Here is a 12,355-nt window from a genome sequence, read left to right as displayed (position 1 = left end):
CCCGCAGAATCCGCTCGACAAACCGGGCGCTCTTCCTAGAATGAAAAGAGAACACATCGCAAACCGCGAGTGAACGGGAACGGCCGTGGCGATCGGTGAGCCATGGCCTTGGTGGAGTGCAGGGGGCATCTGCAGCGATGAGCGTCCAACGGCTTCTGTTCGACGACCTGCCGGAGACGGAACCGGCGCGCAAGCCGCGCCGGCAGCGGGCGGCGGGTGCCGCGGCGACGATGGCCGCCCAGGTGGCCGTCGACATGGTGCGGGAGGCGGTTCCCCTGCCCAGGGCCGCGGCCCCGGCGTCCGGCATCGCAACCCTGCCGCTTGCCCCGCCCGCGCCTCCTCCTCCTCCCCCGGCGTTCGACCCGGCTGCGCTGTCCAACCCGGAACTGCGGGCGCTGGTGCAGGCGCTGCCCGACCAGCGGCTGGCCCATCTGCTGATCGAGGCGGCGCGGGAGTTGAAGCGCCGTGCCGCGCCGGACGGCGACGATGTGGACGGCGACGACGGCGACATCCCGCGGGAGCCGAACCCAGCCCTGTTGCGCGCCGCCAGGCAGGCGGTCGGGGAACTGTCGGGTGAGGATTTCTGATCCGTCGGGCCACCGTCGGGGTCACTCCTTAGTCAAGAAAGTTTCCGAGACAAACGGCGCGTCTTTATGTCATGATCGTCCCCAGCCCGCGTTTTATCTGCCGCATCGCACAATAAAGCGGCCGTCAGACGCCATCGGGCTCGCCGAACCTACAAGCGACGTCTCCCGGAGGGGGCTTTGGACTGGATCACTTGGTTGCAGGAATGGGGGAACGCCTTTTACCCGCTGGCCTTTGTCTGGGCCTTTTTTGAAGGTGAAACTTTTGTAATCTTCGGCGGGATGGGTGCAAAGCTCGGGATCATCAATCTATATTGGTTGGTTGGAACCGTCTGGATCGGCAGCTTCCTGGGCGATCAGCTCTGGTTCTGGCTCGGCCGCCGCTGGGGTAACAAGGCGCTCGCGCGCTTTCCATCGGCCGAGGTGCATGCCGGCCGGGTGCTGCGCTGGCTTGAGAAATACGGCGTCGCCTTCATCCTGGTCTTCCGCTTCCTCTACGGCGTGCGGAACATCGCGTCGGTCGCCATCGGCACCTCGCGGATGCCGTGGTCGCGCTTCCTGGTCTGGAACTTCATCGCCGCCGGCATCTGGGCCTGGAGCTTTGCCGGTGCCGGTTACCTGTTCGGTGAAGCCGCCGCCGCCATCGGCGAAGACGGTCCGAAGATCCTGGTGCTGTCCGCTCTGGCCATCGGCGCGCTGTGGCTGACCATCAAGAGCATCCTGTGGGTCCGCCGCCGGGCGCTGGCCGCGACCAATCCCGCGGAGTGAGGCGCCTGACCTGAGAAGGTTGGGAGGCGTCCACCAGTCCTAAAAAGTCACACGAATCGAAAGGGGCTGCTTCTTGCGAAGCAGCCCCTTTTCCGTTCTTACAGCTCGGCCGCCATATAGGTCGGCAGCCAGTTCTCGTTGGCGTCGCGCAGGCGCTTCAGCGACACGATGTCGCCGCCGCGGCCCGAAAGCGCCGTGCCGCGGGTCTCGCCCAGCACGGTGAGCGGAACGCCGGCCGCCTTGGCCTTCTCCTGCACCGCCGCGGCGACGTCCGGACGGACAGCCAGGACGTAGCGGCCCTGGTCCTCGCCGAACAGCACGCGCGGGCTGGCACCGTCGAAGGCGGTCAGGTAGGCACCGACGCCGCCGGCCAGCGCCATCTCGGCGATGGTGACGATCAGGCCGCCGTCGGCCACGTCGTGGCTCGACACCACCAGACCCTCGCGGATCAGGCCGCGGACGAAGTCGCCGTTGCGGCGTTCCACCGCCAGATCGACCGGCGGGGAGCCCCTCCTCGCGGCCGAGGATCTCGCGCAGGAAGATCGACTGGCCGAGATGGCCTTTCGTCTCGCCCACCGCGAGGATGACGTCGCCCTCGCCCCGGAAGGCGATGCCAACCGCGATCATCGCGTCCGGCATGATGCCGACGCCGCCGATGGCCGGGGTCGGCAGGATGGCCTCGCCATTGGTCTCGTTGTAGAGCGAGACGTTGCCCGACACGACCGGGAAGTCCAGCGCCTTGCAGGCCTCGCCGATGCCCTGAACGGCGCCGACGAACTGGCCCATGATCCGCGGCTTCTCGGGGTTGCCGAAGTTCATGTTGTCGGTAATGGCGAGCGGCAGGGCGCCCACCGCCGACAGGTTGCGCCACGCCTCGGCCACAGCCTGCTTGCCGCCCTCGACCGGGTCGGCCAGGCAGTAGCGCGGGGTGCAGTCGGTGGTGATGGCGACCGCCTTGGTCTGGCCCGGCACGCGGACGACCGCGGCGTCGGCCTGACCCGACATGAAGCGGGTGTCGCCGCCGACGAGGCTGTCATACTGCTCCCAGATCCAGCGCTTGGAGGCGAGGTCGGGGCAGCCGAACAGCTTGGTCAGGGTGTCGCCCAGATCGGCGGAATAGCCGGCCAGCACGCCGTCGTCGACGTCCGACGCCTTCGGCGTCGGCTCCCACGGGCGGTTGTACTCGGGTGCGGCGTTCGACACCGGGGCGATCGGCATGTCGCACCAGGTCTCGCCATACATCTTGATGACGAGGTTGCCGGTGTCGGTCAGGTGGCCGATGACGGCGAAGTCCAGTTCCCACTTGTCGAAGATGGCCTTCGCCACCTCCTCGCGGCCCGGCTTCAGGATGATCAGCATGCGCTCCTGGCTTTCGGAGAGCATGATCTCATAGGGCGTCATCGCCTCTTCGCGCATCGGCAGGGTGTCGAGCGTCAGCTCGATGCCGAGCCCACCCTTGCCGGCCATCTCGACCGAGGAGGAGGTCAGGCCGGCTGCACCCATGTCCTGGATGGCGACGATGGCGTCCGTCTCCATCAGCTCCAGGCAGGCTTCGATCAGCAGCTTTTCGGTGAAGGGATCGCCGACCTGCACGGTCGGGCGCTTCTCCTCCGAATCCTCGGTGAACTCGGCCGACGCCATGGTGGCGCCGTGGATGCCGTCGCGGCCGGTCTTGGACCCGACATAGACGACCGGGTTGCCGATGCCGGCGGCGGCCGAATAGAAGATCTTGTCGGTCTTGGCGACACCCACGGTCATCGCGTTGACCAGGATGTTGCCGTTGAAGGCCGGGTGGAAGTTGGTCTCGCCGCCCACGGTCGGCACGCCGACGCAGTTGCCGTAATGGGCGATGCCGGCGACCACGCCCGACACCAGATGGCGGGTCTTGGAATGGTCGGGCGAGCCGAAGCGCAGGGCGTTCATGTTGGCGATGGGCCGCGCGCCCATGGTGAACACGTCGCGCAGGATGCCGCCGACGCCCGTCGCAGCACCCTGGAAGGGCTCGATGTAGGACGGGTGGTTGTGGCTTTCCATCTTGAAGATGACGGCGTCGCCGTCGCCGATGTCGACCACGCCGGCATTCTCGCCGGGGCCGCAGATCACCTGCGGGCCGGTGGTCGGCAGCGTCTTCAGCCACACCTTGGACGACTTGTAGGAGCAGTGCTCCGACCACATGACCGAGATGATGCCCAGCTCGGTGAAGGTCGGGGTGCGGCCCAGGATGTCCAGGGCGTTCCGGTATTCCTCGGCGGACAGGCCGAACTCCTTGGCGAGCTCGACGGTGACCGGACGCTCCTGCGCCTTGGTAGCTTCAGCGCTCACGACAGGGCCTCCACCAGACCTTCGAACATGGGCTTGCCGTCGGTGTTGCCGTGCAGGGCCTCCACCGCGTCCTCGGGGTGCGGCATCAGGCCCAGCACGGTGCGCTTGGCGTTGAAGATGCCGGCGATGTCCGTGACCGAACCGTTGGGATTGCCGCGCGGATCGGCGCGGGTCTCGTCGGCGATGTAGCGGAAGGCCACCTGGCCCTCGCCGTCCAGACGCTTCACCGTTTCGGCGTCGGTCCAATAGTTGCCGTCGCCATGGGCGATCGGGTAACGGACGACCTGACCCTTGGCGTATTTCGCCGTGAAGGGGCTGTCGGTGTTCTCCACCCGCAGATGCTGGACGCGGCAAATGAACTTCAGTCCGCCGTTGCGCATCAGCGCGCCGGGCAGCAGACCGGCCTCGGTGATGATCTGAAAGCCGTTGCAGATGCCGAGCACCCGCACGCCCTGATCGGCCCGCGCCTTCACCTCGCGCATGATCGGCGAATGCGCCGCCATGGCGCCGGAGCGCAGGTAATCGCCATAGGAGAAGCCGCCGGGCACGACGATCAGGTCGACCTTGGGCAGTTCGGTGTCGCGGTGCCAGACCAGATGCGGCTTGGTCCCGCTGACGGCCTCCAGCGCGGCGACGGCGTCGCGTTCGCGGTTGGAGCCGGGGAAAACGACGATGGCGGCCTTCATGGGGCGGTCAAAATCCGGCGTCGTGAGGGGGAGGAGTTCGCGCCGGACACTAAAGCCGCCGCCCCGGCAAAGCAAGAGTCGGCCAAGGGGCGGCGGAGTTGTGTGCGGCGCATTACATGCCCGGCGCATCCTCTTCCGGGTACGCGGTGATGTGGTGCAACGACAGGTCGGCGCCTTTGTACTCCTGTTCGGGGTCGAGGCGAATGCCGACGGTGACGCGCAGCAGGCCGTAGACCGCCAGCCCGGCGGCGAATCCGAAGCCGGCGCCGCCCAGCGTCCCGACGATCTGGCTGAGGATCGACACCCCGCCCAGACCGCCCAGCGCCTCCTGCCCGAAGACACCGGCCAACAGGCCGCCAGTCAGGCCGCACAGCCCGTGCAGCGGCCACACACCCAGGACGTCGTCGATCTTCCAGTCGATCTGGCACTTGTTGAAGGCCCAGACGAACAGCAGCCCGGCGACGCCGCCGGTGATCAGCGCGCCCAGCGGGTGCATCACGTCGGAGCCGGCGCAGACCGCAACCAGACCGGCCAGCGCGCCGTTGTGGACGAAGCCGGGGTCGGTGCGGCTGATGACCAGCGAGGTGACGATGCCGCCGACCATCGCCATCAGCGAGTTCAGCGCGACCAGACCGGTCACGCCGTCCAGCACCTGCGCGCTCATCACGTTGAAGCCGAACCAGCCCACGCACAGAACCCAGGCGCCCAGCGCCAGGAACGGGATGTTCGACGGCGGGATGGCGACCAGCGAGCCGTTGGCGCGATAACGGCCGCGGCGGTTGCCGAGATTCAGCACCGCACCCAGCGCCACCCATCCGCCGAAGGCATGCACCACCACCGATCCGGCGAAGTCGTGGAAGGGCTGGCCGAAGGTGGCGGCCATCCAGCTCTGCAGTCCGAGGCGGGTGCCCCACACCGTGCCTTCCATCAGCGGATAGAACAGCGCGATCAGCGCCAGGGTGGCGCCTGCCTGCGGCCAGAAGCGGGCGCGCTCGGCGATACCGCCCGACACGATGGCCGGCACCGCGGCGGCGAAGGTCGCCAGGAAGAAGAACTTCACCAGATCATAGCCATAGGCCGCGAAGCCGCCGCTTCCCTTGCCGACCAGCGTCTGGGCGTCGCTGAAGAAGTCGATGCCGTAGGCGACGGTGTAGCCGATGAAGAAATAGGCGATGGTCGACATGGCGAAATCCGACAGGATCTTCACCAGCGCGTTCACCTGATTCTTGCGCCGGACCGTCCCGACCTCAAGCAGGGCGAAGCCGCAGTGCATTGCCAGCACCATCACCGCGCCCATCAGCACGAAAAGGACGTCGCCACCCGTCTTTGCCGCATCCATTTGCACAAACCTTCAGCAATCCGCCCAAAAAAGCGGCAAATTGCTATCAGATCGTGCAGGTATGCGCAAGGGCGTAGCTGACGTTTGGATAGGCGGAGTGGCGGAAATGCAGCACAAAAAGCGGGCGAACCCGTTTTGGGTTGCCCGCTGTCCGCGCAAGAACGATGCCAAGTGATGAAGAAGCGGGCGGAGATACCCTCCGCCCGGCCGATCACATGCCGGCGATGGTCATGCCGTCGATGCGCACGGTCGGCGCATCCATGCCGAAGCGCAGTTCCAGATCGTCGGCGGCTTCCATGTTCAGGAACATGTCCTTGAGGTTGCCGGCGATGGTGATCTCGTTGACGGGATAGGCGAGCTGGCCGTTCTCGATCCAGAAGCCGCCGGCGCCGCGGCTGTAGTCGCCGGTGACGCCGTTGACGCCCATGCCCATCAGGTCGGTGACGTAGAAGCCGTCCTTGATCTCCGCCAGGATATCGGCGCGGCTGCGCTTGCCGGCCGCCATATAGACGTTGGCCGGGGCCGGGCCGGGCGGGCCGGAGGTGCCGCGGGCGGCGTGGCCGGTGGTCTGCAGGCCGAGCTGCCGGGCCGACCGCAAATCGAGCAGCCAGGTGGTCAGCACGCCGTCCTCGATCAGCGTGCGGCGCTTCACCTCGACGCCCTCGGCATCGAAGGGGCGGGAGCGCAGGCCGCGCTTCACATGCGGATCGTCGACGATGGTGATGGAGGGCGCGAAGATCCGCTGCCCCATCTTGTCCTTCAGGAAGCTGGTGCCCCGCGCGATGCTGGGACCGCTGATGGCGCCGGTCAGGTGGCCGAGCAGGCCGCGCGACACCCGCGGGTCGAACACCACCGGCACCTTGCAGCTCTTGACCCGGCGGGGGTTCAGGCGGCGGACGGCGCGCTCGCCGGCCTCGCGGCCGATCTCGGCGGCATCGCGCAGGTCGGCGCCATAGACCTTGCTGTCATAGTCGTAGTCGCGCTCCATCCCCGTCCCGGTGCCGACGATGACGGAGGCCGACAGCGACTGGCGCGACACGCCGTAGGTTCCGGCGAATCCGTTGGACGCGGCGATGGCGATGGTCGAGCGGCTCCAGCCGGCGTCGGCGCCTTCGGAGTTGGTGACGCCCTGAACCGCCATCGCGGCCTCTTCGGCGATGCGGGCGCGTTCGATCAGCGTTTCCGACGACGGTTCGTCATTGTCGCAGATGTCGAGGTCGGGCCAGCTGCGGGCCAACTGGTCGGGATCGGCGATGCCGGCGAATCCGTCCTCCGGCACCACGCGGGCCATGGCGATGGCGCGCTCGACCAGTTCGCCCAGCGCCTTGGCGCTGCGGTCGGTGGAAGAGACGATGGCCTGCCGCTTGCCGACGAACACCCGAAGGCCGAGGTCACCGGATTCGGATCGCTCCAGCTTTTCGGTCTTGCCCAGCCGCTGGGCGAGGGACACGGACGCGCTGTCGAACAGCACGGCGTCGGCGGCATCCGCCCCGGCGGCGCGCGCCTTGGCGATCAGGTCGTCCAGCAGGTTCAGGACCCCGGACGGATCCGTCCGGTGCTGGTCGTTCGGCGAAACGGTCATCAGGCTCTCCGGTTGGTCTCCTGTCTGTCTAGCAAATGGGAGGGCAACGCGGAACGGGGAAGAGGTTAAATGGCCGCCCGCCTGTATCGGCGGCCATGCGACGGGTGCGTTTGGTGGAATGGGGAAGCGGGGGAGGGGGCGCGAACGCCCCCTCCGCACTCAGCCCTCGATCTTCGAGAAGTCGGCGACCGCGTTCAGGGTCGTGCGGATCTGCGTCAGCAGGCGCAGGCGGTTGGCGCGCAGGTCCTTGTCCTCCGCATTCACCGTGACCTTGTCGAAGAAGGCGTCGACTGGCCAACGTAGCGTTGCTAGTGCTGCCATGGCGCCGGTGAAGTCTTCCGCAGCCAATCGGGGGGCAGCATCGGTCAATGCACCTTTAAGGGCTACGTATAGTGCCTTTTCCTCTACCTGAACCAATCCAGTTTCGTTGACTGCCTGATCAAAGGCCGCGCTTTCCTTCTTCTCCTCAATGCGGACGATGTTGGAGGCGCGCTTGTAGGCTGCCAGCAGGTTAGTGCCCTCAATCGAACCGACGAACGCCTGCAGAGCCTTCACGCGGGCAAGCAGCCGCACCAGATCGTCCTCGCCGCCCAGCGCGAACACGGCATCGACCAGATCGTGACGGACGCCCTGCTCGCGCAGCACCACCTTCAGGCGGTCGGCGAAGAAGGACATCAGGTCGCCGCCGACGCTGCCGGCCGGGGCGAAGCCGCTGACCTTGTAGGCGCCATGGGCAGCCGCAAAGACCTCCGACAGCTTCACCCGTAGTCCGTTCTCCAGCACCAGCCGGATCACGCCCAGCGCGGCGCGGCGAAGCGCATACGGGTCCTTCGAGCCCGTCGGCTTCTCGTCGATGGCGAAGAAGCCGACCAGCGTGTCGATCTTGTCGGCCAGCGCCACCGCGACCGAAACCGGCGCGGTCGGGCAGCTGTCCGACGGACCCAGCGGCTTGTAATGGTCGGCGATGGCGTTGGCGACGTCGGCGCTCTCGCCCTGGCCCAGGGCATAGTAGCGGCCCATGATCCCCTGAACCTCGGGGAACTCGCCGACCACCTCGGTCACCAGATCGGCCTTGCACAGCAGGGCGGCGCGGCTGGCGGCGTCGCTGTCGGCACCGATCGCGCGGGCGATCTCGGCGGCCAGCAGCTGAACGCGGGTGACCTTCTCGGCCACCGTGCCCAGCTTGGCGTGGAAGGTGATCTTCTCCAGCGCCGGGACGCGGGCTTCCAGCTTGGTCTTGCGGTCCTGGTCCCAGAAGAACTTGGCGTCGGACAGGCGGGCGCGCAGCACGCGCTCGTTGCCGGCCACCACGGCCTTGCCGCTGTCCAGCGTCTCGGTGTTCGCCACGACGATGAAGCGCGGGGCCATCTTGCCGTTGGCGTCCAGCACGGCGAAATACTTCTGGTGGGTGCGCATGGAGGTGATGAGGACCTCCGACGGCACGTCCATGAAGCTCTCGTCGATGCCGCCCATCAGCACGACCGGCCATTCGACGAGGCCGGCGACCTCCTCCAGCAGCGCGTCGTCGGGCGACAGGGTCAGGCCCTGCGCGGCGGCCAGCGCTTCGGCATCGGCCTTGATCTTGGCCTTGCGCTCCTCGCGGTCCAGCACGACCTTGGCGGCGCACAACTTCTCCTTGTAGTCGGCGAAGCTTTCCACCGTGAAGGCGTCGGGCGCCAGGAAGCGGTGGCCGCGGGTGACGTTGCCGAAGGCGACGCGGCCCTGGGTGCCGCCGATGTCATAGCCGCCGTCTAGCACGCGCCCGCCGAACAGGGCGATGATCGAGTGCAGCGGACGGACCCAGCGCACGGTGCCGGTGCCCCAGCGCATAGACTTCGGCCAGGGCAGTTCGGCCATGGCGGCGGGGATGATCTCCGCCAGCACCTCGGCGGTCTCGCGGCCCTTCTTCTCGGTCACCGCGAAATAGAACACGCCCTTTCCGGTGTCGCGCTGCTCGCACTGGTCGAGGCTGTCGAGGCCGGCCGACTTCAGGAAGCCGGCGACCGCCTGCTCCGGCGAGCCGACGCGCGGACCCTTCTTTTCCTCGCGCACGTCGGCGGTGCGCTCCGGCAGGCCAGCCACTACCAATGCCAGACGGCGCGGTGTCGAATGGGCGATAGCGCGGGCGAAGGTCAGGCCGTTCGCCGCCAGCTTGTCGGTGACGAGACGCTTCAGGTCGTCGGCGGCCCGCGCCTGCATGCGGGCGGGGATTTCTTCGGAGAAGAATTCGATCAGGAGTTCGGTCATGGGATTACTTCGCCCCCGTCCAGGCTTCGCAGCAGGCCTTGGCCAGCGCGCGCACGCGGCCGATATAGGCGGCGCGCTCGACAACGCTGATCACGCCGCGGGCGTCCAGCAGGTTGAACAGATGCGACGCCTTGATGCACTGGTCATAGGCGGGCAGCGCAAGGTTCTGCGCGACCAGCGCCTGGCACTCGGCCTCGGCGTCCTTGAAATGCTGGAGCAGCATGTCGGTGTTGGCGAACTCGAAATTGTGCTTCGAGTATTCGACCTCGGCGCGCTTGAACACGTCGCCGTACTTCACGCCCTGGCCGTTGAAGTCCAGGTCATAGACATTCTCCACGCCCTGCACATACATGGCGAGGCGCTCCAGGCCATAGGTCAGCTCGACCGCGACCGGGTCGCATTCGATGCCGCCGACCTGCTGGAAATAGGTGTACTGCGTCACTTCCATGCCGTCGCACCACACTTCCCAGCCCAGGCCCCAGGCGCCCAGGGTCGGGCTTTCCCAGTCGTCCTCGACGAAGCGGATGTCGTGCAGCGCCGGGTCGATGCCGATGGCGCGCAGGCTGTCCAGGTAAAGCTCCTGCGCGTTGGCCGGCGAGGGCTTCATGATGACCTGGTACTGGTAATAGTGCTGCAGGCGGTTCGGGTTCTCGCCATAGCGGCCGTCCTTGGGCCGGCGCGACGGCTGGACATAGGCCGCCTTCCAGGGATCGGGACCCAGCGCGCGCAGCGTGGTCGCGGGGTGGAAGGTGCCGGCGCCGACCTCCATGTCGTAGGGCTGCAGGATCACGCAACCCTGCTCCGACCAGAACTGGTGGAGCTTGAGGATCAGGGCCTGGAACGACAGGCCGCGGCGGTCGGCGGAATTCCCGCCGTCGGAAGTCCCGATCTGGGAGGCCATGGACGGTCCACAATAGAAATGTTGAAAACGCGGCGCACGATAGGCGGGCGCCACCGTCAAATCAAGCCGCAGCGCGGCAAATCGCGCCGCCGCGGCGTCCTGTCGGGACAGGGTGGGGCGCTTCGCGCCGTCAGCGGCCGTAGGGGCAGGCCGGGCGGCCGCAGGACACGGCGGAACGCGGGGCGACATAGGCGCCGCATTCCGGGCATTTCTCCATGTCCTCCGCCTCCGCGGCGGCGGACGTCCTGGTTTCGCGCGGCGACGGGTCGGCGGCGGCGTCGCGGCGGCCGTCCGCCCGGCGGGGGGCGGTGCGGGCGCGGCCGATCGCCTGGACGCGGTTGATCCAGCGCCAGCCGAACCACACGACGCCGATCACCAGCGCAAGGAGGAGAATCTTGGACAAGGACATCATCGCCGGCTACCCGTCTGCTCTCGCGCGCATTCAGCCCGCGGGCGACGGGAAGTCAAGGGAATAGGGAAGGGGAGGGCCGCCGTCCCCGACGGGGCGACGGCCCATTGGACCCGCCGCTTACTTGGAGGCGACGGCCGGGCGCCAGCTGTAGACCGGGGTGACGCCGTAGGTGCGGGTCATGTCGGCCTGACGCAGGCTGCGCACCAGAACCTCCGCTCCGCTGGCGACGCGCACGTCGGTGCCCAACAGGCCGCAATCCTCCGGCGCGATGTTGACGCACTGGGTGGCGTCGACGCGGGTCAGCACGATGTCGAAGGGCAGGCCGTTGCGGGCATAGACGCCGAGCAGGCCGGGGGCGGAGGTCGCCGTGCGCAGGGTGACGACGCCGGCCGGCAACGCGCGGTCGCTGGCCGCGGTCGGTCGCTGGTTGTGGCTTTCGTCCCACACGGGCTGGCCCGAGGAGTCCAGCTTGGACTGGGCCGCGGCACCGCCGCTGAAGCCGCTAACGGCCAGGGTCGCGCCGCTCACCGCCGCCAGGGCCAGGATGGCCATCCGAAACCGCAACATCGTTGTGCTCCGTACTTGTCTCTGTTCTTTTTGTCCGCCCGGGCGCATGGGGCGTCCGGGCATCGCATCATCATATGGGATCCGAGGCGCGTCGTCGCCTTAGCCCAGAAAGCCTAGGGTGTTCGGTCAAGGTCCCGCTGCGCAACGGTGGTGCCGACAGTTCGCTCTGGACGCAGGTTTGATGCTTGTGAATGATATTTCTTGCGCCCGTTGCCGAATCGGTCGCGCGGTATTCGCAAGGGTTGTTTATTTTCCGCCTCGATCTTCTCGGCGGGCGGTATTTTGGGGAAGGTGTTCGCGGTATGGCTGCGCTTTTGCTGACGGTAGAGGCGGCGCGATGACGGATTCCAAGGCTGAACCGATGCTGGAAACCGCTCGTCTGATCCTGCGCCCGACGCGGGCTGAGGATTTCGACGGCTGGGCGGCGATGATGACCGATCCGGAGACGACCGAGTTCATCGGCGGCGTGCAATCCCGCCCGATCGCGTGGCGCGGGTTCCTCGCCATGGCCGGGGCCTGGTCGATCCAGGGCTTCGGCATGTTTTCGGTCATCGAGAAGGAGACCGGCCGCTGGGTCGGTCGCGTCGGTCCATGGGTGCCGGATGGCTGGCCCGGGCCCGAACTCGGCTGGGCGATCATCCACGACCGATGGGGTTGCGGCTATGCGGTGGAGGGTGCCGTCGCGGCCATCGACTGGGTGTTCGACCATCTCGGCTGGACGGAGGTCATTCACTCGATCCATCCACGGAATGTGGCGTCACAGGCAGTGGCACGCCGGCTTGGCGCGCGTATCAGAGGGTCCGGTATCCTGCCCGAGCCGGTGAGCCCGGCCGAAGCCGATTTCTGGCACCACAGCCGCGAGGAGTGGCTTTCCGGCGGGCGGGAGCAGGCGATGCGGTCGGTACGGGCGTCCGCGACTTAGTGTATTGCGTGCAACAGGTAATGAC

Annotated in this window: 10 protein-coding genes and 1 pseudogene; 3 read left to right on the top strand and 8 right to left on the bottom strand. The window is 67.4% G+C overall.

Going from position 1 to position 12,355, the window contains the following annotated elements:
* Positions 1-137 precede the first annotated feature (137 nt).
* Together AB8P05_RS06160 and AB8P05_RS06155 are read left to right on the top strand one after the other, a co-directional pair.
* Complete coding sequence (locus tag AB8P05_RS06160; RefSeq protein ID WP_472759197.1) at positions 138-587, top strand: hypothetical protein; 450 nt, start codon at positions 138-140, stop codon at positions 585-587.
* Positions 588-764: 177 nt separating this feature from the next.
* Positions 765-1,352, top strand: a complete 588-nt coding sequence (locus tag AB8P05_RS06155; RefSeq protein ID WP_472759196.1) for a DedA family protein — start codon at positions 765-767, stop codon at positions 1,350-1,352.
* Positions 1,353-1,450: 98 nt separating this feature from the next.
* On the opposite strand, the pseudogene purL reads toward AB8P05_RS06155, so the two are convergent.
* From purL to AB8P05_RS06115, 8 genes and pseudogenes are all read right to left on the bottom strand, one after another.
* Positions 1,451-3,674, bottom strand: a pseudogene (gene purL / locus AB8P05_RS06150) (phosphoribosylformylglycinamidine synthase subunit PurL).
* Positions 3,671-4,360 carry a phosphoribosylformylglycinamidine synthase subunit PurQ gene (gene purQ, locus AB8P05_RS06145; protein WP_014248546.1) on the bottom strand — a complete coding sequence of 230 codons (690 nt, stop codon included), beginning with the start codon at positions 4,358-4,360 and terminating at the stop codon, positions 3,671-3,673. Before purQ ends, purL begins: the two are co-directional and overlap by 4 nt.
* A gap of 112 nt (positions 4,361-4,472) precedes the next feature.
* Positions 4,473-5,699: an ammonium transporter gene (locus tag AB8P05_RS06140; RefSeq protein ID WP_472759195.1), complete on the bottom strand. Its 1,227-nt coding sequence runs from the start codon at positions 5,697-5,699 to the stop codon at positions 4,473-4,475.
* Between the two features lie 211 nt (positions 5,700-5,910).
* Complete coding sequence (locus AB8P05_RS06135; RefSeq protein WP_472759194.1) at positions 5,911-7,281, bottom strand: TldD/PmbA family protein; 1,371 nt, start codon at positions 7,279-7,281, stop codon at positions 5,911-5,913.
* Positions 7,282-7,440: 159 nt separating this feature from the next.
* Positions 7,441-9,528 (bottom strand): glycine--tRNA ligase subunit beta, encoded by a 2,088-nt coding sequence (gene glyS, locus AB8P05_RS06130; RefSeq protein ID WP_472759193.1) that lies wholly within the window; start codon positions 9,526-9,528, stop codon positions 7,441-7,443.
* A gap of 4 nt (positions 9,529-9,532) precedes the next feature.
* Positions 9,533-10,429, bottom strand: coding sequence for a glycine--tRNA ligase subunit alpha (locus tag AB8P05_RS06125; protein ID WP_149222202.1), 897 nt, complete (start codon positions 10,427-10,429; stop codon positions 9,533-9,535).
* A 130-nt stretch (positions 10,430-10,559) separates the two neighbouring features.
* Positions 10,560-10,838, bottom strand: coding sequence for a hypothetical protein (locus AB8P05_RS06120; RefSeq protein WP_472759314.1), 279 nt, complete (start codon positions 10,836-10,838; stop codon positions 10,560-10,562).
* Between the two features lie 120 nt (positions 10,839-10,958).
* Positions 10,959-11,408 (bottom strand): hypothetical protein, encoded by a 450-nt coding sequence (locus AB8P05_RS06115; protein ID WP_472759192.1) that lies wholly within the window; start codon positions 11,406-11,408, stop codon positions 10,959-10,961.
* 337 nt (positions 11,409-11,745) lie between these two features.
* Between AB8P05_RS06115 and AB8P05_RS06110 the strand changes: the two genes are divergently transcribed.
* The gene (locus tag AB8P05_RS06110) at positions 11,746-12,330 is read left to right on the top strand and encodes a GNAT family N-acetyltransferase (RefSeq protein ID WP_472759191.1); all 585 of its coding nucleotides are present in this window, start codon (positions 11,746-11,748) and stop codon (positions 12,328-12,330) included.
* The last annotated feature ends 25 nt before the right edge of the window (positions 12,331-12,355 follow it).

Source organism: Azospirillum sp. VT-I1 (genome assembly GCF_055698305.1).
The sequence above is the reverse complement of the archived record's forward strand: the minus strand, read 5'-3'. Positions and strand labels throughout refer to the sequence as shown.